The 21,043-nt window shown below is 47.3% G+C and carries 21 protein-coding genes; 8 read left to right on the forward strand and 13 right to left on the reverse strand.

Annotated features, from left to right (window positions below; genetic code table 11):
- Window positions 1–40: 40 nt before the first annotated feature.
- Genes hisD through THEIN_RS10140 form a run of 3 tightly spaced genes read right to left on the reverse strand, consistent with a single transcriptional unit; the run spans window position 41 to window position 2,341 of the window.
- On the reverse strand, window positions 41–1,342 hold the full coding sequence (gene hisD / locus THEIN_RS10130; protein ID WP_013908576.1) for a histidinol dehydrogenase: 1,302 nt from the start codon (window positions 1,340–1,342) through the stop codon (window positions 41–43).
- A gap of 1 nt (window position 1,343) precedes the next feature.
- Window positions 1,344–1,763 (reverse strand): secondary thiamine-phosphate synthase enzyme YjbQ, encoded by a 420-nt coding sequence (locus THEIN_RS10135; RefSeq protein ID WP_013908577.1) that lies wholly within the window; start codon window positions 1,761–1,763, stop codon window positions 1,344–1,346.
- Window positions 1,760–2,341, reverse strand: coding sequence for a FumA C-terminus/TtdB family hydratase beta subunit (locus tag THEIN_RS10140; RefSeq protein WP_013908578.1), 582 nt, complete (start codon window positions 2,339–2,341; stop codon window positions 1,760–1,762). Before THEIN_RS10140 ends, THEIN_RS10135 begins: the two co-directional genes overlap by 4 nt.
- Window positions 2,342–2,384: 43 nt before the next feature.
- Here THEIN_RS10140 and der point away from each other — a divergent pair, with 43 nt between their 5' ends.
- The 5 genes from der (at window position 2,385) to THEIN_RS10165 (ending at window position 9,622) form a co-directional block, all read left to right on the forward strand.
- Complete coding sequence (gene der, locus THEIN_RS10145; RefSeq protein ID WP_013908579.1) at window positions 2,385–3,710, forward strand: ribosome biogenesis GTPase Der; 1,326 nt, start codon at window positions 2,385–2,387, stop codon at window positions 3,708–3,710.
- 320 nt (window positions 3,711–4,030) lie between these two features.
- Window positions 4,031–5,326: an adenylosuccinate synthase gene (locus THEIN_RS10150; RefSeq protein WP_013908580.1), complete on the forward strand. Its 1,296-nt coding sequence runs from the start codon at window positions 4,031–4,033 to the stop codon at window positions 5,324–5,326.
- Between the two features lie 2 nt (window positions 5,327–5,328).
- Window positions 5,329–6,723 (forward strand): ATP-binding protein, encoded by a 1,395-nt coding sequence (locus THEIN_RS10155; protein WP_013908581.1) that lies wholly within the window; start codon window positions 5,329–5,331, stop codon window positions 6,721–6,723.
- Window positions 6,720–8,960 carry an acetyl-CoA carboxylase gene (locus THEIN_RS10160; protein WP_013908582.1) on the forward strand — a complete coding sequence of 747 codons (2,241 nt, stop codon included), beginning with the start codon at window positions 6,720–6,722 and terminating at the stop codon, window positions 8,958–8,960. Before THEIN_RS10155 ends, THEIN_RS10160 begins: the two co-directional genes overlap by 4 nt.
- Before the next feature lie 5 nt (window positions 8,961–8,965).
- Window positions 8,966–9,622, forward strand: a complete 657-nt coding sequence (locus THEIN_RS10165; RefSeq protein WP_013908583.1) for a biotin/lipoyl attachment domain-containing protein — start codon at window positions 8,966–8,968, stop codon at window positions 9,620–9,622.
- Window positions 9,623–9,629: 7 nt separating this feature from the next.
- Here the strand turns inward: THEIN_RS10165 and THEIN_RS10170 are convergent, their stop codons facing one another.
- Window positions 9,630–10,502 (reverse strand): transposase, encoded by an 873-nt coding sequence (locus THEIN_RS10170; RefSeq protein WP_013908584.1) that lies wholly within the window; start codon window positions 10,500–10,502, stop codon window positions 9,630–9,632.
- 299 nt (window positions 10,503–10,801) lie between these two features.
- On the opposite strand from THEIN_RS10170, the gene THEIN_RS10175 reads away from it, so the two are divergent.
- Entirely contained in the window at window positions 10,802–11,245 is a 444-nt protein-coding gene (locus THEIN_RS10175; protein WP_013908585.1) for a hypothetical protein, read from the forward strand.
- Window positions 11,246–11,253: 8 nt separating this feature from the next.
- On the opposite strand, the gene THEIN_RS10180 is transcribed toward THEIN_RS10175, so the two are convergent.
- From THEIN_RS10180 to THEIN_RS10220, 9 genes are read right to left on the reverse strand one after another with little or no spacing between them, the layout of a single operon-like run.
- A complete protein-coding gene (locus THEIN_RS10180; protein ID WP_013908586.1) occupies window positions 11,254–11,937 on the reverse strand; it encodes an energy transducer TonB in 684 nt (227 codons plus the stop codon).
- A 1-nt stretch (window position 11,938) separates the two neighbouring features.
- The gene (locus THEIN_RS10185; RefSeq protein WP_013908587.1) at window positions 11,939–12,343 is read right to left on the reverse strand and encodes an ExbD/TolR family protein; all 405 of its coding nucleotides are present in this window, start codon (window positions 12,341–12,343) and stop codon (window positions 11,939–11,941) included.
- Window positions 12,336–12,932, reverse strand: a complete 597-nt coding sequence (locus THEIN_RS10190; RefSeq protein WP_013908588.1) for a MotA/TolQ/ExbB proton channel family protein — start codon at window positions 12,930–12,932, stop codon at window positions 12,336–12,338. Before THEIN_RS10190 ends, THEIN_RS10185 begins: the two co-directional genes overlap by 8 nt.
- A gap of 27 nt (window positions 12,933–12,959) precedes the next feature.
- Complete coding sequence (locus tag THEIN_RS10195; RefSeq protein WP_013908589.1) at window positions 12,960–13,943, reverse strand: magnesium chelatase ATPase subunit I; 984 nt, start codon at window positions 13,941–13,943, stop codon at window positions 12,960–12,962.
- On the reverse strand, window positions 13,940–15,883 hold the full coding sequence (locus THEIN_RS10200) for an ATP-binding protein (RefSeq protein ID WP_013908590.1): 1,944 nt from the start codon (window positions 15,881–15,883) through the stop codon (window positions 13,940–13,942). Before THEIN_RS10200 ends, THEIN_RS10195 begins: the two co-directional genes overlap by 4 nt.
- Window positions 15,873–16,706, reverse strand: coding sequence for a hypothetical protein (locus THEIN_RS10205; RefSeq protein ID WP_013908591.1), 834 nt, complete (start codon window positions 16,704–16,706; stop codon window positions 15,873–15,875). Before THEIN_RS10205 ends, THEIN_RS10200 begins: the two co-directional genes overlap by 11 nt.
- Entirely contained in the window at window positions 16,703–18,232 is a 1,530-nt protein-coding gene (locus THEIN_RS10210; RefSeq protein ID WP_013908592.1) for an outer membrane protein assembly factor BamB family protein, read from the reverse strand. The genes THEIN_RS10205 and THEIN_RS10210 overlap by 4 nt, the downstream gene beginning before the upstream one ends.
- A complete protein-coding gene (locus THEIN_RS10215) occupies window positions 18,183–19,013 on the reverse strand; it encodes an energy-coupling factor transporter transmembrane component T family protein (RefSeq protein ID WP_013908593.1) in 831 nt (276 codons plus the stop codon). Before THEIN_RS10215 ends, THEIN_RS10210 begins: the two co-directional genes overlap by 50 nt.
- Complete coding sequence (locus THEIN_RS10220; protein ID WP_013908594.1) at window positions 19,010–20,371, reverse strand: ABC transporter ATP-binding protein; 1,362 nt, start codon at window positions 20,369–20,371, stop codon at window positions 19,010–19,012. Before THEIN_RS10220 ends, THEIN_RS10215 begins: the two co-directional genes overlap by 4 nt.
- Window positions 20,372–20,573: 202 nt before the next feature.
- On the opposite strand from THEIN_RS10220, the gene THEIN_RS10225 reads away from it, so the two are divergent.
- Together THEIN_RS10225 and THEIN_RS12565 are read left to right on the forward strand one after the other, a co-directional pair.
- A complete protein-coding gene (locus THEIN_RS10225; protein WP_013908595.1) occupies window positions 20,574–20,774 on the forward strand; it encodes a hypothetical protein in 201 nt (66 codons plus the stop codon).
- 83 nt (window positions 20,775–20,857) lie between these two features.
- Window positions 20,858–21,028 carry a ParE family toxin-like protein gene (locus THEIN_RS12565; RefSeq protein WP_425358411.1) on the forward strand — a complete coding sequence of 57 codons (171 nt, stop codon included), beginning with the start codon at window positions 20,858–20,860 and terminating at the stop codon, window positions 21,026–21,028.
- The last annotated feature ends 15 nt before the right edge of the window (window positions 21,029–21,043 follow it).

Consider the following 21,043-nt stretch of genomic DNA (forward strand, 5'->3'; position numbering starts at 1 on the left):
TCAGGCCAAGTTTATAATGGCTTCTAAAAAGAACAAGGCTTTATTTTTCAAGCCTAATTTTTACCGAGTTGGCGTGGGCCGAAAGGCCTTCAGTTTCAGCAAGTTTAATCACTGCCTGGCCCTCTTCGCACAATGCCTCGTGAGAGTAGCCAACAACGCTTAGTTTTTTCTGGAAAACATGTACCCCTAGGGCTTGAGCGTAACGGGCACAACCCATGGTAGGGAGCACGTGGTTGGCTCCGGCAATGTAGTCTCCCACGGCCTCTGGCGTAAAATGCCCAAGAAATATAGCCCCGGCGTGCTTTATTTTGCCAAGGAGGCTCCATGGGTCTTTTACGCAAAGCTCAAGGTGCTCAGGAGCAATCAGGTTAGCCAGGTGGGTTGCCTGGATCAGGTCTTCTACTAACAAAATGGCTCCGTAGTCTTCAAGGGCTTTTTCAGCAATATCCTTTCGGGGAAGTTTTTTTAGCTGTTTTTTGACTTCTTTGACTGTTTCTTTGGCGATTTTTTCCGAAGTGGTAAGCATAACCGCGGTGGCCAGGGAGTCGTGTTCTGCCTGAGAAAGAAGGTCAGCGGCAAGCCAGGCCGGGTTAGCGCTTTCATCGGAAATAACGAGTATTTCACTTGGCCCGGCAATCATGTCAATGCCCACTTCGCCAGCCAAAATCTTTTTAGCAAGTGTTACGTAAATGTTTCCTGGTCCGCAAATAACGTCCACTTTAGGTATGGTCTCCGTGCCAAAGGCAAGCGCCGCTATGGCCCAGGCACTCCCGATTTTAAAGACGCGGTCAACCCCTGATTCTTTTGCGGCCACCAAAAGGGCCGGATGTAGACGCCCCTCTTTGTTGGGTGGCGAAACCATAATGAGTTCTTCCACCCCGGCCACTTTAGCTGGCACCGCACCCATTATCACGGTGGAAATTAGCGGGGTCTCACCGCCTGTACCACCTGGCACGTAAAGGCCAGCCCTCTCCACCGGACGCACTAACTGGCCTACCACCGCTCCAGAGGGTCGAGTGTCTATCCAGGAGCGCTCTTTTTGTTTTTCGTGAAAATCCCTTACATTGGCAATGGCAAGCTTTATGGCTTTCAAAAGCTCGGCGTCTATTTGGTCATAAGCCCTTTCAACCTCTTCAAGCCCGACTTCTAAGTCCTCTCGCGAAAAAGACGGGCAATCAAACTTGCGGGTAAATTCCACTAAAGCGCCGTCGCCTTTATCTTTTACTTCTTTTATGATTTCCCGCACACTTTCTTCGTATTTTTCCGGAAAGGCCTGAAAGCGGTTTACCAGTTTATGGATAAAAGCCCTTCCGTCTTCTTTATTTGCGTTTAAAAGGCGCATATTACCTCCCCATTATTTGAAAAATTAGGCGGCGATTACGGGGCCTGTTGTCAAAATCAAGGAGAACGATTTGCTGCCAGGTGCCAAGGAGAAGACGCGCTTCGGCTACCGGCACCGTAAGACTTGGTTTCATAATGGCCGCCCTTACGTGGGAAAATCCGTTTCCGTCTCCCCAGGCCTTATCGTGCTCGTAAGGGATGTCTTGCGGGGCGATTTTTTCAAGGGCCCGGCAAAGGTCGCTTAAAACACCGGGCTCGTATTCAATGGTGGTCACTCCGGCGGTTGAGCCTGGCACATGCACCAGAAGCTGACCCTCGGTTAACCCTGCCTCTTCAACGAATTTTTGGGCCAAGGGCGTTAAGTCGTGTATATCGCAAAATCCTTGAGTTTTAATGTTGATTTCGTAAGTTTTAATTATCATGACCTTTCTCCCGCAAGGATTTTAGCCCATTCTTCCTGACTTTCTTCATAAAAATCACGGCCGTGGAGATCATTTATGACTACGGCGGGGAAATTTTCTACCCTGAGTTCCAGAAGGGCCTCAGGCCCAAGTTCTTCAAAGGCAAGGGGGCGCACTTCTTTTATGCATTTTGAAAGATAAGCTCCGGCTCCGCCAAAGGTTGCCAGGTAGATGGCTTTGTGTTTAAGTAACGCTTCTCTCACTTCTCGGGAGCGTTTGCCTTTGCCAATGGTGGCACAAACTCCCTGAGCGAGCAGGGCAGGGGTGTAAGCATCCATGCGGTACGAAGTGGTGGGCCCGGCAGAGCCAATAGGCTTTCCTGGTGGAGCAGGGGTTGGCCCAACGTAGTATATACATTGACCGGCGAGAGCCACCGGAAGAGGCTTCCCTTTTTCAAGGAGCTCTAATAACTTACGGTGGGTTTGGTCTCTAGCGGCAAGGAGTGTGCCGTTAATGGTGACAAAATCTCCGGCGTGAAGTTCTTCTAAGACCCTTTTATCTTTTAGAGGAAAGCTTATCTTCTTTTCCATGGTTCGCATTATAGCGAGCTTGAAAAATAAAGAAAACATAAAGGAGTAAAAAATGAGTAGGAAACCGTTTCGCATAGCCATTGTAGGCCGGCCAAACGTGGGAAAATCTACGTTATTCAACACCCTTTCTAAAACAAGGAAGGCCCTGGTGGAAAGGTCCCCTGGCGTTACCAGAGATAGAGTTTACGCCCAGGCCGAGATTGCTGATCGCAAAGTAACCTTAATTGACACCGGTGGTTTGCTTCCAGGAGATGAAGACCAATTTGCCAGAGAAATTTTTGCCCAGGCGAAAAAGGCCTTAAAAGAGGCGGATCTTATTCTTTTTGTGGTAGATGGCCAGGCTGGAATTACCCCGGTTGACGAAGAGCTAGCCTCTTTTCTTCATAAACTAGAAAAACCAGTCATCGTGCTGGTGAACAAGCTTGATGGCCCTCGCCTTGACCAGGTCCTTTCTGACTTTTACGCCCTGGGTTTTGACGAAGTAGTGGGTATTTCGGCCAAGCATAAGCGCAACCTGGATGAACTGGAAGAAGTTATGGCCAAATATTTACCAGAGGAAACCGAGGAAGAAGACCTGGAAGAAGAAATCGTCAAGCTAGCCGTGCTTGGCCGGCCCAATGTGGGTAAGAGCTCTCTGGTGAATCGCCTGCTCGGGGAAGAGCGTATGATTGTCTCTGATGTGCCTGGCACCACGCGCGATAGTGTTGATACTCTTCTTGAGTTGCCTGACGGCCGCAAGTATTTGCTCATTGACACCGCTGGTATTAGGAGGCGCCCACGTATCAAAGAGCGGGTAGAAAAATTCAGTGTGGATAAGGCCCTTGAAGCCTTAAGGCGAGCTGACATAGCCCTTATGGTGTTAACCGCTGAGGAAGGTATAACCGATCAAGACCAGAAGATTCTTTCGCAGATAGACAAGAACCACAAAGGCTGCCTTATCGTGGTGAACAAGTGGGATCTCCTTGACGGCAAAAGGGAAGAGGCCAACGTGCTTATGCAGCAGATACGCTATGGCGCAAGGTTTGTGCCCTGGGCGCCGATTCTTACGGTTTCGGCAAAGACCGGCCGCCGAGTAAAAGAAATTCTCCCCATAGTTGACGAGATCTATAAGCAATATTCCACCCGCGTGCCTACCTGGACGGTGAATAAAGCCTTAGAAGAAATAACCCAGGATCACTCTATTTACGCGAGCACAGGAAAACGTATTAAGTTTTACTACGGAACCCAGGTGGAAACCCGCCCGCCTACTTTTGTAGTTTTTACCAATTATCCTGACGAGATCCCAAAAAGCTTTGAACGCTATCTAAAAAACCGCCTGCGGGAAAAACTTGGCTTTGACAAGAGCCCGGTTAAGGTAATTTTTCGTGAAAAACGATAGTTTTTTTAAACAATGGCTTTAATTCGGTAATGTATCAATGGGATCACTAAACAGACAACAATTGAGTCATTGCGAGCGAAGCGAAGCAATCCCTGAGACTGCTTCGGCCTCTAACGAGGCCTCGCAGTGACAGCGAAGGTTACTTTGCTTTAGCAATTATGTCAGCGGCAATATTTTGTCGTGTAAAAAACGCTCGGATTAATATTTTCCCCTTGAAAAAAACAAAAGGCACGGGGAAATCCCTTAGTTTTTTAAATTTGACTTTTTGTCAGGTCTTAAGTATTTTCCACCGCTGGAATGTATAATAGGAGGATTGTGCCATGGCCTCGGTCATTATCGTGGGAACCCAGTGGGGTGATGAAGGTAAAGGAAAAATAGTCGATTTACTTACGGCTTATGCCGATGTTATCGTTCGTTTTCAGGGTGGAAACAACGCTGGCCATACCATCATGTTTGATGGTCATAAGTTCATTCTCCATCTCATTCCCTCTGGCATATTTCACGAAAGCAAAAAGTGCCTCATTGGAAACGGCGTAGTAATAGACCCTTCGGTACTGCTTCAGGAGATTGATAATCTGACCAGCAAGGGCGTTTCTGTTGAGCCGGGAAAACTTTTAATCAGTGAGCGGGCCCATCTCATCATGCCTTATCACAAGGCCATTGATCTTGCCCGTGAGGCCAAGGCTGGAAAAACCAAAATCGGCACTACCGGCCGTGGCATAGGCCCTTGCTACGAAGATAAAATTGGCCGTAGGGGCATAAAAATTGGCGATATTCTGGATCAGGATCTTTTCCGCGCCAAGCTTTCGGAAACCCTGGAAGAGAAGAATTTTTATCTTGAAAAATATCTTGGTGCCGAGGCCTTATCTTTTGAAGAGATTTTTGAAAGCTATTTGCGTATGGGGGAAAGGCTTGCCCCTTATGTAACCAATGTAGCCGTTGAGCTTGAAAAAGCCCGCAAGCAAGGGGCCAGAATCCTTTTTGAAGGCGCACAGGGTACCCAGCTTGATATTGATCACGGCACGTATCCCTTTGTTACCTCTTCTAACACCGTGGCTGGCGGGGCCTGCCACGGGGCAGGAGTTGGTCCTACCACCATTGACGAGGTAATGGGGATTTGTAAGGCTTACACAACCCGCGTAGGTGGCGGGCCATTTCCTACGGAACTCTCAGATGATATCGGGCTTCATTTGCGCGAACGCGGCGGGGAGTATGGTTCTACCACTGGGCGTCCCAGGCGTTGTGGCTGGCTTGACGGAGTAATCCTTAAAGAGGCCGTAAGGTTAAACGGCCTTTCTTCCCTCACTATAACCAAACTTGATGTCCTCTCAGGCCTTGATCCTCTAAAGGTTTGTGTGGCTTACGAATATGAAGGCGAGCGCCTGGATAATATCCCGGGAAATATTAAAGTATTTTCTAACTTAAAGCCTATTTATGAAGAACTGCCTGGTTGGCAAGAGGATATTTCCGCCATAAAAAGGCTTGAAGATTTACCAGAAAACTGTAAAAACTATCTAAAATTCATTGAGGAATTTACCGGGGTTCCTGTAAACATAGTCTCTGTGGGGCCATCACGTAACCAAACCATTGTGTTAAGGAATCCCTTTGAATCATAAGTATGAAAGAACGAGTCCTTATAGCCAATAGGGGGGAAATAGCCCTGCGCATAATGGAGGCCTGTGAGGCCCTGGGCATAGATTATGTTGCGGTCTATGCACCTGGAGACGAACAAAGCCTTCACGTGAAGCTTCCTAAAGCTAAAGGGAAGCCCTGTTTTCGTATTTCCAGTTATCGAGATGCCAATGACATTTTGGCCGTGGCTGATGAGGCCAAGTGTACGGCCATTCATCCGGGATACGGCTTTTTTTCTGAAGATTTCCGTTTTGCCCGCCGGGTAGTGAAGCGCAATAACCCCCTTATTTTTATTGGCCCGCGTTGGGAGGTAATTCGCGATCTTGGTCATAAGCTCATGGCCAAGCAGGTGGCCAATGAAATAGGCGTTCCGGTAATCCCGGGGACTATTAATCCCGTCTATAACGAAATAGAAGCTGAGGCCAAGGCTGAAGAGCTTTTCCTCTGGCAGGAAGAGCAGGGTTTTGAGCCGCGTATCTTGATTAAGGCCGCCGCCGGTGGTGGCGGTATGGGCATTGAAGAGGTTGATAACCTTGATATGGTGCGTCCGGTTTTTCGGCGTATCCGTGCCTACGCCAAGAGGCTTTTTGGAGACGATGGCGTCCTTATTGAGGTCTTTATCAGGGATTTTCATCATATTGAGCTTCAGGTGCTTGGTAATCAATTTGGTGAGCTAGTCCACTTTGGTACCAGAAATTGCACTATTCAGGTGCACCGTCAGAAGCGTATAGAAGTAGCTCCTGGCTTTGATCCAGCCTACACTGACTACCCCTTTGACGCGGAAAAGGTGCTTGAAAGCATTGTTAATCATTCCCTTAAGCTTGCAGCGCATGTGGGTTATGATAGCGTTGGCACCTGGGAGTGGCTGGTTACCCGCGATGGTAAGCACTACTTTATGGAAGTAAATACCCGCATCCAGGTAGAAAACGAAATTTCAGCCCGTATAAGCCGCATAAAAGGCAAAGAGCCTAATCTTTTAATGGAGCAAATCCGAGCGGCCTTTGGTGAAAAGCTTGGTTATAAACAAAAGGACATCTCTTTTGAAGGCACAAGCATTGAATTTCGCTTGATTGCCGAAGACGTGAAGCGGGGTTTTAAGCCCCTTTCTGGCACTATTACCAGGTTTGAATATCCTGAGCGTGAGTGGCTGCGAGTGCGCACCCACGTGCCCCAAGATGAGCCTTATCGTATTCCAACGGAGTTTGACCCGAATCTGGCATTGGGTATCATCTGGGGAAAGGATACTCCTCAAGCCATGGAGCGCGGCTTTGATTTTCTTAATTCTTTAATTATTGAAGGAGAGACTGCCCAGGGAGAGCCCTTGGCCACTAACGTGCCGTATCTAAAAGAAAAATTACCACAGATTTTGAAGTTTCTATGAGAGAATTACATCGTTATTTAAACGACCTAATAAATCGCGTAACTTACCTCCAGGACATAAAAGGTGAGGACTGGGAAGGCCTTCCGGCTATACTTTCTGAGCTCAATAGTCTCAAAGAGAACTTTTATCAAATAGCGGAAAAAAAGTGTCAGGCAAGGCTTGAGGCTATTGACAATCGTTTGACTCTTCTTGAAGAACAGGCAGACAAGACCCTTACTCCGTATGAAACTGTTAAAATTGTCAGGAACCCCCAGCGCTTTACCCTGCTGGATATACTGGAAAACGTTTACGACTCTTTCACTGAGCTTGGTGGTGAAGGTGAGATTAACGTTGATCCGGCGGTAATTTGTGCCCGGGCCATGATTTCTCGCCGCGTGGGAGACAAGATTTACATGCATCAGGTAATTGTCATCGGGCACGAAAAGGGCCACGGAGAAGAATTCCGCAATGGCGGAAGTGCCAAACCCTGGGGAAACGAAAAGGCCCTTCGTTATATGCGTGTGGCTGAGACCGAAGGCATTCCTATTCACTTCTATGTGTTCACGCCAGGGGCCTTTCCTATTGAAGACTATCCTGGAGCGGCCCAGCAGATAGCGAGAAATCTTTATTTTATGAGCAAACTTAAGGTTCCTACGGTGGCCTTTATTTCTGAAGGCGGTTCTGGAGGGGCTGAGGCCATAGCCCTTGCTGATGTGCGCCTTATGGCGGCTTATGGATATTACTCAGTGATAAGCCCTGAGGGCGCGGCGGCCATTGAAGGCAAACTCAAAGAAGGCCAGAGACCGCCGCGAGACCTGGTAGAATTCTGTGCCCGCCAGCTAAAGATTACAGCCAAGGACAACCTGCGCCTGGGCACTATTGACCGCATTGTTCCTGAACCACCCCTTGGGGCCAGGCGGAATGACTATCAGTTTTTTAAGCGCCTGCGTTACGAGATGATAAGGGCCACTGATGAGGCGGTTTTGCGTACAAAAAGCCTCAAGGCTTTTCGCAGCTATGCCCTTAAGCGCAAAAGCGAAGAGGAAAATCCACCTGATGAGTTTGATGTCTATGTACGCTGGGAACTTTCAGACGTAGAAGTAGAAAAGCTCCTTGACCTGCGTTCTAAAAAATATCGCGAGATAAGTAGGCATGTCCTGGGGCTTAAGAAATCACCCTTAAAAAGCTATATGCAAAAAAGCCAGGATCTCGGGCTTCGCGTTTATCACGATCTTCGTTACGGCTTTCTGAAACAAAGTCAGAAGATGATTCAGCGGGTAATGGAAGATATCTCTGGTGAAGGCTTTGCCTTTTTAAAACAGCTAACAGAGCCCTTAAAGAGCGCCTATGATCTTCTTGGCACTAAAGGCCGTCGTGGTCGGGCCAAGCCGGTGGTAGAAGAGCAGGTTATTGAAGACGTCTCAGAGTTATACGTGAGCCCTCTAGCCCTTGAAGACCGCACGGTTACCTGTCCGAATGCCGAAAAATTTGGTTGCCCGGATATCTGGGTACCTGACCTTTACGGTGAATTCTGTGGTGTATGCCCCACCTGTGGCTATCACTTTCCCCTTGAGTATCAATGGTACTTGAGTAACGTCTTTGACGCCAATAGCATCAAAGAATTTAACGCCGATATTGCTTCTCCTAATCCACTTGGCTTTGAAGGCTTTGATAAAAAGTTGGCCCAAGCTCGTAAGAAAACCGGCCGCAATTCAGCTATGATAACCTTTCAGGCTAAAATAGGTGGCATTTCACTCATAGTGGCCATGCTTATTGCTGATTTCCGTCAGGGCACGGTAGGGGTAGCCGAAGGAGAAAAGTTTATCCAGGCCTGTGATCGGGCTCGCATAACCAAGCGGCCGTTTCTGGCCTTTATTCACACTACCGGTGGTATCAGGATTCACGAGGGAACCCTTGGGGTTATTCAGATGCCACGCTGTACCTTGGCGGTGCGTGAATACATAGACGAAGGTGGCCTATATCTCGTGGTCTATGATAATAATTCTTACGCAGGGCCGGTGGCGAGCTTTCTTGGTTGCTCGCCTTATCAATTTGCCATAAAGTCCACTAGGCTTGGTTTTGCCGGCCCACGAGTAATCAGAGAAACTACGGGTGAAGATATTCCTCCAGATTACCACAGTGCGGAAAATGCTTTGCGCCGTGGCCATATCCAGGGGATCTGGGATAGACGAGAAATACGCAAAAAACTTTACGAGGCCCTCCTTACCATGGGAGGTAAAAATCTCTATTATCGTTAGGGCTTATGGCACTTGATAATCGTAAAATAGACGAACTTTTAAGGTCTTTTAAGGCTAATCCTTACCGAGTTTTTGTGGTAGGGGCTCCGCACACTGGCTATATTCGTGAATTTCTGGTCAAAGAGGGAGACGAAGTCAAAGGCTCTTCTGGTAAATGGCTTGAAAAGCCGGGGACTCCGCTTTTTGTGCTTGAACGCGAAAGAAACCCCAAGACCATTAGAGCCAAGGTTAGTGGGGTGGTCTCTAAAATAAATCAGGATCTTCAGGGGAAATTCGTTGAGGCCTTTGAGCCTGTTTTGGAAATAAAGCATCCTTTAAGCCAGAAAGAAATTATCGCTGAGATTTTGCGTGAAGCCTTACACATTGTAAAGGCCCCTGAAAAAGCCCGCTATTTTATCAGCCCGGAACTTGCCCAAAGGATTGAAAAAGAGGGCGAAGGTCGGGTGGTGGTAAAACCCGGTGACGAGCTTGCCATTATGTATTTCATGAAAAGAGAGACTCCTATTCTCCACGAAGGGCCGCCCATGGTGGTTTTTCGGGTGTTTTTTAGCCGCGGCCAGATGGTAGAGCAGGGAGAGCCGCTCTTCGGCCTATGTACTGAAAAAGAAAGGCCTTACTTGGAAAAACTTATAGCCCGTGTGAAGGAAGAGTGGAAGAGTTAAATTAAAGTTAGATAAAAGTCATATCTACCCAATACTTTGTTTTTTTACTTTTTCGTTTTCTTTTGATCCCGAGAAATCTCTTTAACTTTAAGGCCGCACTTTCTACAAAACCTTTGCTCCCTATTGCTAGACCTTCTGTAAAAGAACTGACTCTTTGCCGGAAGATTTTGCCTGTCCCTCTTTCCGCTGTCCCTCTTTCCGGCTCGTCAAGCCCACCTTTGCCGTAAACAAATTTCCGATAAAGCCTGAAGCGCTCTTTTTCTGATTTGTTAGCATAGGACGGAAGGCCGATATCAAGCGTCAAAAAAGTTTTGCCTGTCCCTTTTTTTGCTCTGTATCCCAGCGAGCACCAGCGATAGTCTTCTGGCTTTTCTACAATTCCTGCCCGCACCGGGTTTAACTCTATGTAAGCCAGACAATTAAGTAGAGTCTCGCCTGTCTCAATGATGACGGACTTGAACCTGTCAGCCCAGAAATAGCCCTTGCGGTCAACGCGCTTGTTATACCAGCGTGAAAAGCGCTGTTTGATGTCCTGGACGTATCGAGAAAGATTTCCAAGCCTTTTCCGCCATTTTTTGAGCACCTCTTCGTAGAAGAAAATTTTGCGTTTCTCGCCGTAGTAGAGGCGAATGCGGCGTTTTACTTCTTCGTCAGAGAACTGGTCTTCAGGGAGCATGCGGCAGAGGAGATGGAAATGGTTACCCATAATGGCGAAGCCATAAACTTCGACGAAATAGACCTGCGAGAGCCAACTAATAAGATGGAGTAAGTGTTCTTTTTCTTCATCGCCGAGGACATCGTGGCCGGGCAAGGCCGTGCGGGAGATTACATGATAAGCGGCTCGTGGATCATTCATGAAAAAACGTGGGATGCGTGGCATAAGAGACCTCCTAAATTTTTTCTTTGCCTGTCCCTCTTATCGGAACGTATTTGGGAGAGCTAAAAAAATTTTGCCTGTCCCTTCATTGTTAACTAACTGTTACAAACTGTTACAAGATTTTCATATTATTAGGTATAGCTATGATTCCTCGTGGAAGTTGGAATTATTTTTGCTAAATTTGGCCGTATAAGTGGACTTTTTGATTTATCCCTTTATACTAATAACGGTTAAAGTAGTGACTTTTACCACCTTTGTGGCGCCTTTTCTTTTAAAGTTTTATCTAGAAAAGGTAGGTGCTTATGTCAATTAAGCCTAGAGTTCCAAAAGTTTGGCTTTATTTCGTTTCAGGAGTAGTTTGGTTGGCTGTAGGCTCTATTTTGATAGTGCGCTCTTTTTTCTTTGTTCACCAAGCTCATAACATTCTTTACTGGGTTCTATGGGTGGCAACCTTCATAGCCTCTTGTTTTTTGGGAAGGCGTTTTATGGGTAAAATTGCTTTAAAAAACATAAAGAGACTTGACAATAAAGATCATTCTCATCTTTGCTTCTTTGCCTTTCAACCCTGGCGCAGTTATCTTTTAGTAGCCATGATGATGTCTATGGGAATTTTTTTGCGTAAACACCCCTTACCTTCGCCAGAAATGATTGTTTTATATGCCTTCATGGGAGGGGCGCTTATAAATGCCAGCTGGTTGTATTTTGAAGCAGGGTTCGCTCGAAAAAGGACAGGTAATACTATTTGACCATATTTTCAGTCTAGTTGATATTTAATAGTTACTTTTAGTCTAAGGGGAGGATTCAACCCCCTAGGAGGTGGAGGGAAGGGGGCGGCCCGTTTAATAGTTTTCACCGCCGCCTGGTTTAAGATTTCGTATTGAGAAGGCTTTTCAATTGTGATTTCGCTAACCCGACCCTGAGCGTCAACCACGAAAGAAACGCCTATTCTCCCGGTATAACCTGCCATTCTAGCGCTTAGCGGATAATATTTATTAGCGGCAATAAGGCGTCTCACTTTGGCAAAGTATTCTTTAAATTGCTTTTTAGCTCTTTTAGGTTTAAGTGAAGTAGCTTCTGGCAAAACCGGCACTTCAGGGCTTGAAATTTTAGGTAAATCTTGTCTTTCAGGAATATTTATTTCCTGCCAGATAGGGTTTACCTGGGCTATTTTGATTGGCTTTTCTGCAGAGATGTCTATTTTTTCAGGGGTTATTTTGAGAGGATTTACTTCGGAAGGCTCGGTTAACTGGGGCAAATTGGGTGCAGGAGGTGGGGGAGATTCTTCCTCCTCAGCTACAAGTTCAATGGGAATTTCAGTGGCTGGAGTGATAGTATTTTCTAACTTTAACCTGGTGGCTAGCCAAAATAAAAGGCCGTGAATGACCAAAGAAACTAGTAAAAACATAGCCAGATTAGATTCGCGCACATTAAATGCCATATCAACGACTTTTAGTCTTTAAAAGGATTTGTTTAAGACCGGCCTTGCGAGCGGCATCCATGGCGTCTATTAAAAGTTGGGCTCTTGTGTCTTTATCAGCTTCAACGTAAACTTTTTTAACTCCTCCTGAAACGGCCAATTTTTTAAGTTCTTCTTTGAGACGGGGCAAATCCATCTGTTTCCCGTTTAAAAAGAAGGCGCCGTCTTTAGTGATGCCGATAGTTACGGTTTCTTCCTGTTGAGCAGCAATGGCTGTTTCGCTTTTCGGTAAATTTACTTTCAATATTTTTTGTTTTACCAGCTGGCTCGTAAGTAAAAAGTAAATCAAAAGTAAAAAAACAATGTCTATTATAGGGGTCATGGGTATTTCTAAGTTTTCGTCCTGGCGGCGTCTTTTTTTACGCATATTCCCCTCTATAAGCCTTCTTTAGAAGTACTAAGGCCAGCTGGTAAAGGTTTTCTTCGTATCTGTTAACCCAGGATGACAAAAAACGATGAGCCACAATCAAGGGGATGGCTACAGAAAGCCCTACAGCTGTGGTTAACATGGCTTCCCAGATGCCACCGGCAAGCATAGAGGCATCTACCTGACTACCTACCTCTTCTACCACTCGGAAGGCCTTAATAAGCCCGAGAACCGTACCAAGAAGCCCTAAAAGGGGTGCAATATTAGCCAGAGTGGCCAGAAGAGATAAATAACGAGAGGCTCGGTTTACTTCTCCACTTATACAGTGGTCAATAATAGACTCGAGAAATTCCCTATCCCCACAGCAAACCGGAAGGATTTCCTGGGCCATCTCGCCTACCGGCCCTGAGTACGAAGCCAGATCTTCTAGACTTTGTTTTTCAAGGTCTTTCGGGCTTGGGAGTACTTGTTTTAGCTTGCGGAAATAATAGAGGCGCTCACAAACGATGGCAAGCCCCAGCACCGAACAAAAAATAATAGGCCAGATAACAATTCCACCTTTAGCTAATAGAGCAAGTAAACTTTCCATTTCTCAGTCCCTCAAGTATTTTTGGGTTTAAAAGGCTATTTCTTCAAATGGTCTTCGCCGTAGCCGATGAGGTAGGGCCAGGGCCTCGGCCACTTTTAGGTCTTCATCGGTGATTGCTTTTCTTCCGCAAAAGGCGGCGTGGGCCCGGGCGGTTTTTACTACGGTTAAGTCTCCACGATGGCCGTCCACGCCAATGGTGATAAGTTTTTTGGCTACCTGGTAAAGAACTTCTTCTGAGATTTCTACTTCATTAAGAAGATTTTGGGCTTCAACTATACGCTCTGCTAGCTTTTTATTTTCCTCGGCAAACTTGCGGCTAAAGCCTTCAGGGTCTTTCTCAAAAGCCATGCGTCTTTCTATTACGAGCACCCTTTCTTTAGGGTCTTTTATGCCCTCTACCTGGACGCAGAGGCCAAAGCGGTCAAGGAGTTGGGGCCTAAGTTCCCCTTCTTCCGGGTTCATGGTCCCCACCAGCACGAACCTCGCCGGGTGAGAAAAGCTTATTCCTTCCCGTTCCACGAAGTTTACACCCATGGCGGCGGCGTCAAGCAAAAGGTCAACCAGGTGGTCTTCAAGGAGATTTATTTCGTCCACGTAAAGGATACCCCGATGAGCGGCCGCAAGAATCCCTGGCTCAAAGTGCTTTTCACCGGTTTTAAGGGCGCGTTCTATGTCAAGAGTGCCTACCAGGCGATCTTCAGTGGCTGAAAGAGGCAGGTCAACCACCCGGACTTTTCGTTTTACCCGGGGAAGAGGGCCTTCTTCAAGGCTTTTCTGGCACTCCGGGCAAAGTTCAGCAGGGCTCTCCGGGTCGCAGGAATAGGGACAGCCCTCTACCACTTCTATTTCTGGCAAGATGTCAGCGAGCGAGCGCACGATGGTTGATTTGCCTGTCCCTTTTTCTCCCCTGATAAGCACTCCGCCGATGGACGGGTCTATAACATTGAGAATGAGGGCAAGCTTCATCTCGTCCTGCCCCACAATGGCTGAGAAAGGGTAAATTTTTCTCATTTCGTATTCTCCTTTGGTAAAATTTCCCGGGCAATGGCGGCCAGGCGGTCGGCCTTAAGGGCTTCTGGTGTGAAGTAACGGGCGTTAAGCATACTCGCCAACTCCTTGGCCATTTCAAGCTTTATCTGGCCGGTTTCCGTATCAATAACCACGAAAGACACCTGTGGAAAGTGATGAGTCAGAGTGGTGGCCAGGCGTTTTATCTCTTCCTGTGGGCTTTCTTCTCCCAAGGCCACATTTCCTCTGCCGTCGGTTATAAGAAACACGCTTATGGGTTTGTCAGGTTCTCTAGAGGTCTTCTGGTGAAGTAACCTGTTTAACAGGGACAGGGCCGCTGAAAGCGGGGTTGAGCCTCCAACGGGTAAGTCGCGCAGGAATTTCCCGGCCAGCTCAACCGAGCTTGTGGGCGGAAGCACAAGCCTTGCCTCTTTGCCCCTGAAGGTTATCATGGCCACCTGGTCACGTTTCTGGTAAGCATTTAAAAGAAGGCTCATGATGGCGCCTTTGGTCTCCCGCATGCGGGCTTCGGCGGCCATGGAGCCTGAAGCATCCACGCAAAAGATAAGAAGATGCCCAGTTTTGGCCCGTCTTAATTTTTCCCTCAAGTCCTGGGGCTTGACGATAAAACCCCGGCCAGGGCCAGCGCCGCGCAGGCGCTGGTAAGGAGCGGCGGCCTTTAAGGTAGCGGAAACCGCTACATCCCTTACTTTACCTTTTGGAGGAATGGCTCTTATGAAACGCCCACGGCTCCCTTTAGAAGAAGAGCGTCGGCCGCTTTTCCCGCGAAACTGATAGCGCATTTTTATTTCTAACGAGCGCACTTTAAAGATATCGCCTATTTCGTAAACCTGGTCTTTGCCTTCGCTTGGTTCAATTTCTTCGGGTGTTTTTGGTTGTGATTTATTCTGCGAGTCGTGAGAAGGCTCTTCTTTTTCTTCCTGGCCTTTCAAGGTTTCTGGGTCGGGTTTTTGCGTTTTCGATTTTTCTTGGCTCGGTTTGGGCGGCTCTTTGGGTTCTTGTTTTTCTTCGGGCTTCTCTTTTGGTTTATGAGAGGCCCTAGGTGGTTTTTTTCTTCGCCGATGGCGGAGGACCATTTCCGCTACGGCCTCAAGGTCTTCAAGGGTTGCCTCTTCTCTTTCGTGATAGGCGGCGTGGGCTTTCGTAGCCGAAGCCAGAACCAAGTCTGCCCGGTGCCCTTGAACTAAGGCTTCTCTCGTAAGTTCAGCTATCAAAACCTTTAAACGAGAAGGAAGATGTACTTCAGGGTATAAACTCCGAGCCTTTATGAGGCGGCTTTTAAGTTCTTTTTCGGCTCTTTCAAACTGAGAGCAAAAACCAATAGGATCTTTCTCAAAGAGGAGCCTTCTTTTGACTATTTCCGTGCGAAGGTGAGGTTCTTTTTCCGCCGAGACCTCTACCGCTAGGCCAAAGCGATCAAGAAATTGAGGAGAAAGGCTTCCTTCTTCCGGGTTCATGGAACCAATCAGAATGAACTCAGTCGGCATTTCGTAAGAGAAGCCTTCTCTTTCAATTACCAGATAGCCGCTTTCAGCGGCGTCAAGCAGGAAAGAGGTGAGGTGCTCAGGAAGGAGGTTGACTTCATCAATATAGAGCACTCCCTGGTGTGCCCTGGCCAGCAAACCGGGCGTGAAGACGGGCTTGCCTTTGTATAAAGTTTTTTCAAGGTCAATGTGGCCTATTAGGGCGTCTTCAGTGGTATTTAAGGGAAGATTAACAAATGGAGCCGGTCTCTCGTTAACAGGAGGAAGAAGCGCGGCCAGCGCCCTTGCCATAGTTGATTTGCCTGTCCCTTTTTCACCGGTTAGAAGAACGCCGCGCACATCTCTGGTGATGGCGCAAAGCATAAGGGCCAACTTGGCCTCTTCCTGGCCTACAATGGCCGAAAACGGGTAGTTTATTTTGCCAGTGTTACTTTCCATTTTTTTTGCTTTCACAAATATTGATTACGGCCTCAAGGTTTATAGGGTTTATGTCTTTCCAAGCCTTTTCCGTGTAAGAATACTCTTTCTTAAAGAGGCCGTCTTTATCTTGGTCAACAAAGGCAAGCCGGGGCTTTTCTTCTTCGTCAAAGCAGAAGACTTTTACTTTTTTGCCCTCACGGCTTATGAGGAGAAACTTTTGGCCCTTTTGGTTAAATCTTTCTTCAAGCTCAAAGTGGCCGTCAAGGTCTTTGTCTATCAATCGACTGGTAAGTTGTTTTCCGTCATAGACTAACTTTTCTTTTACGGCCTTATTTTTGGGGGATTTAATAAGGACTTCGCGGATCTTTCCTTTAAAAACTTCTTCTATTTCAAAGAAGCCATCGTAGTCGTCGTCACGGAGAATTTTTTTTATTTTTCCGTTCGTGTCAAAGAAGGAAATAAGGTCTTTTTTACCGTCAAAATTGCGGTCTTCTTCTGCCTCGGTGAGACGGCCTTTATTGTAAATTTGCCACTTGTCAGGCCGGCGGTCTTCATTGCGGTCAAAAATAAGTTCTTTTACCTGGCCTTGCGGGTCTAAAACCGCTATTTTCTCCGGCACATTATTTTTGTTTTTGTCAAGCAAAACTTTGTAAGGCAGGCCTTTTTTAAAGACTATTTTTTTCTCAAAGTGGCCGTCGTGGTTTTTGTCTTCAAGAGAAAGAATAGGGCTTCCTTTTTGGTTGTAAAAAACGATCTTGGCCGTGTCTTTAGGGATTTCAAAGGCCAGGGCCTGGGTAACGCTAGCTGTTAAACCGATAAAAGCCAAATAAAAGAGCTTCATTTTTGACCTCCGACGAACTTATTCTGGTAAGAATCGGCCCGCACAGCCAACTTTTTAGACTCTGACACCTTTTGTAACACCAACAGGCGATGTTGGCCAAAGAGCCGGCCGTACTGGTCTGCCCAGGGGCTTTCCACGATAGCCACGAGGTTTCCGTCTGGCGAAACCGCCAGGTGAAAAAATACATTTCCTGATGTAGGGAAATAGCCTGAAAGTTTTTTATACCCGCCGCCAGGGCTTTTCAGGTCAAAGGTGAGTACACCGAACTGGCGCACTCGGGTGTCTTCTCGTCGAAAGGCGGCTACGGCCACCGCCAGGGTTTTAGCTGTCCGGTCAACAGCTACTCCCTGGAGTTTGAAAGGCGAAGCAAAGCGCCAGAGTATTTTTCCCTTTTCAGGGTCAATGGCAAAGACGGTGCGGGCGGCCGGATGCGGGCCAGCAGGTTTATCCACCTCAAGGGGCAGGCCAAAGGGCAGGGTGCTTTCGCCGGAGATGATATAAAACACGCCATTTTTGTCAAAAATACCGTAGCTCAAAGTGGCTGAGACAGGAAGCTTGCCAATCAGGATAGGCGTGGCCAGCGAAAGGCAGGTTTTAATTTGCCTGTCCCTCAAATCAAAGATAAAAAGCCTTCCATCGCTAACGCCAAGGGCACCGTAGCGCCCATCAGGAGAAACCGCCACCGATTCCCAGGCCGAGACCCTTTTAAAGTAGGGCTTAAGAGGCGTAAGCTGATAAACCATGAGTTCCTGGCCCTTGAGTCCGTCAAGCAAAATAAAACTCTGGGGTGGGGGGGCTAATTTTAAGTCGTCTCCTTCAGAGGGCATAAGGCTAACCAGAGCCACTTTTTGGCCTTGTTCGTCAGTATCGGCGTAAATCAAAGAGAGGGGGGCCGGGCCTTCTTTGGGATAAGCCCAGCGCACCTGGCCGTAAGGGCTTAAGCGGTAAATCCGTGAGAGCCTTCGCCATTTCTGTTTTTTGGCGTCAGGCCAGGAATGAATAGCAAGCACGATCAGATCTTCACAGGGGAGCACGATCAGCCGATAAATGCCCGGCAAACGGTAAATGCCGTAAATGTCTCCTGGTGGAGGAGGCTCACCTCGCTCAAGTTCTCTGGCTGTCCTGAAACACCAGAGTTTTTCTCCGCTAGCAGTTTTTACCGCACAAACTTCACCTTCAGGAGACTGGGTGCCGTAGTAAAGCACTTGACTATCTGGAGAAAAGGCTACCCGTTTAACCATGCCTTCAGGAATGCGTTTTTGCCAGATGAGTTTGCCTGTCCCCGCCTCAAATAGAAAAAGATGTCCTTTAAAAGTGCCAAGGGCGAGGTATTTCCCGTCGGGAGAAAACGCAGGGTGCGCTCCGGGCGTATGGCCAGAAAGGGCGTAAAAGCTAACGTCTTCAAGATCTTTTTCCCAGGCTAACTTAAGACCAAAGGCCTTGAGCCTTTCGGCTTGGGAAATATTTGTTCCAACGCTAAAGATAATTGCGCACCAGAGCGTAAAGAGGCCTAAGGTTTTCCTCATAAAATACTCCTTGCAGATAAGCCCAAAAAAGAATTTTAGCTAGTAATAGAGCAAATAGTAACACGAATATGATAATCGTAGCTAGCTTTTCCGCCCAGGGCCAGGGGGGCATAAAGCGATACCTGGCGGAAAAAAGAGGGTCAAAACCCCTGGTGAGTAGAGTATCAGCAACTGAACGCGAGTCTCTTACCGCGCGGGTAAGAAGCGGGTAAATCACCGCAAGTTCAGTGCGAACGGTGTAAATAAGCCCGCGTTTAAAAGGCCGGTAGCCACGAAGGCGAAGGCTTTGGCGCACCAGGTGAAGATCCTGGGCTACTTTAGGTAAAAATCGCACCGCCGCCGCGGCCAGAAGGCTCAAGCCGCGTGGAAAGGGTAGGGCGGAGACCGTGCGAAAGAGCATTTTTGTAGAAGTAGAGTTTACGAGATAAGCTCCGGCCGAAAGCCCGGCCACCATACGCAAAGACTGCACCAGCCCGTAGTGAAATCCTTCCCTAATAAAACAGAGCCCGGAGAAGGTATCACTTGGCGGAAGGAGGCAGAAAAGAATAGTGCGCGGAAAACCCTGGTAAAAAAGGCCCTGGCTAAGCATAATGCCCCAGACGGTAGTGGCCACGATAACTAGGTAGCCTTTAAGCCAGGCTTTGCTCGGCCGCGAGGCAAGAAAAACGAAAGTGGCCAGGCCCGCGAGTGCCGCTAAAGCCAGCGGATGGTCAAGAAGCACCGCCAGCCCTGAAATTACGAAAACCAGGCTAAACTTGGTGTAGGGGTGAAGCGCCCTCAAGGCCTTTCCTCCTTTATTTTCCCTTCTTTAAAACGAAGAATTCGCGAGGCAAGAGTTCTGGCTAAATCCTCGTCGTGAGTGGAAAAGATAACGAGTTCCGCCTGTAGGTCTTCTAGGAGCCGGCTGGCGTTTTCAAAATCCTGGGCGGTAGTAGGCTCATCAAGTAAAAGAATTTTCGGTTCCCCGGTTAAAAGGCTCCCTAGCGCCACTCGTAAGCGCTGGCCCCTTGAGAGGGAAAATGGCACCCGATCAAGCAGGGCAGAAATGTTTAACCTTCTGGCTGTTTCGTCAAGGCGCTTTTCCGTAATTTTCCATGAAAGCCCTAGATTTTGTGGGGCAAAGGCAAGCTCGGCCCGCACCCGTTCTTTTATGAGCATGAGATCAGGATCCTGAAGGAGAAGGGAAACCAAAAGACGCTCTCGCTCTGGCTTTCCGCGGTAAATTATTTTTCCTTTTACGGGCTTAAGGAGCCCGGCCAGAAGATGTAAAAAGGTGCTCTTGCCAGAGCCATTTGGCCCAAGAAGGGCCACTCTCTCGCCCTCGTAAAAGGTAAAGTTTAATCCGCTAAAAATAAGTGGTCTTTGGGGATAACCGAAATAGAGTTCTTTTACTTCAAGAAGGGGGCTTCCGATTTTTTGGGGTTTAAAAGTTTTAAGTTTTCTTTCAGGTGGTTTAAAATCTTTGGTTTTTCCGAGAAACTTGACTTTTCCCTTTTCCAGAAAACACAGCCGATTAACAGCCGGTAGAGCAAAGTTTAGCCGGTGTTCGGCAAGGATCACCGTAATCCCCCTGGCGACTATTTTCTGCAAAAGGGCCATAATACTTTGCGCCGCTTTAGGGTCAAGCTGGGCCAGAGGTTCATCAAGGAGAAGGAGTTTAGGCTCTGGCGCAAGGGCGGCGGCGATGGCCACGCGCTGACGCTCGCCCCCTGAAAGGGTTGAAAGTTCTCTATCTTCAAAACCGAAGAGGCCAACACTTTCAAGGGCTTTAGCTACTTTTTCTTTAATTTTTTCTGGAGAAAACTCTAGGTTTTCAAGGCCAAAGGCCACTTCGGAAAAGACTTTGTCCGCAATAAGTTGCTCAGCCGGACTTTGAAATACAACGCTTACTTCAGGATAAAGGGCCTCTGGAGGCACCGGCCACCTGTGCCCAAGGACTTCTACCTGGCCTGAAAATTCACCGCCGGCTTCACCTGGTATAAGCCCGCAGAGCACGGAAATGAGCGTGCTTTTGCCCGAGCCCGTCTCGCCGGCCAGGAGAAACAGCTCACCCTTTTTAACCTCAAAGGTCACGCCTGAAAGGGCCGGCCTTTCGGCCCCGGGGTAGCGGTAGCTAAGGTCTTTAACGCGAACTATCATCTCGGCACCAGTTTTCTATCCTGAAGTTTTTTATGCGTTTGAACTCCTTCTTAAATTTAAATATGTTATCTTTTAATTCGCCTATCATCTGTCAGACAGTTTCCTTACAGGGTAGATCCTGGTAAAATTAAATTCTAACTGTTTTCCAAAGTTATATACTTCTTTTATTATTTTTATACTTTTTGACGGCTGGGGAGGTGCGATGATAACCGCGGAAGACGTCAAATCAATAATTAAAAAGTTACCCGAAAAGGAATTTGTTAAGTTAAGAAATTGGATTTTAGAAAGAGACTGGGAAAAGTGGGATAAAGAAATTGAGGAAGATTCTAAAAAGGGCCTCCTGGATTTTTTGATAAAAGAGGCTCTCGAAGAAAAGCAGAAAGGAAAATTAAAAGACCTATAGTGCACAAAACTACCTCTAGATTTTGGAAACATTTTGAAGCCCTTCCTGATCATGTAAAACAAAAAGCAAAAGCTTAGTTTGATTTGCTCAAACAAAATCCTCATCATCCTTCACTCCATTTTAAGAAAGTTGGAAATTTTTGGTCTGTAAGGATAACTGATTTTTACAGAGCTTTAGCCATAAAAGACGGAAATGAATACATTTGGGTTTGGATTGGAACTCACGACGATTACGAAAAACTCTTAAAAAGATAATTCTCTTAATCATTA

Source organism: Thermodesulfatator indicus DSM 15286, from assembly GCF_000217795.1.
GTDB classification, from domain to species: Bacteria; Desulfobacterota; Thermodesulfobacteria; order Thermodesulfobacteriales; family Thermodesulfatatoraceae; genus Thermodesulfatator; species Thermodesulfatator indicus.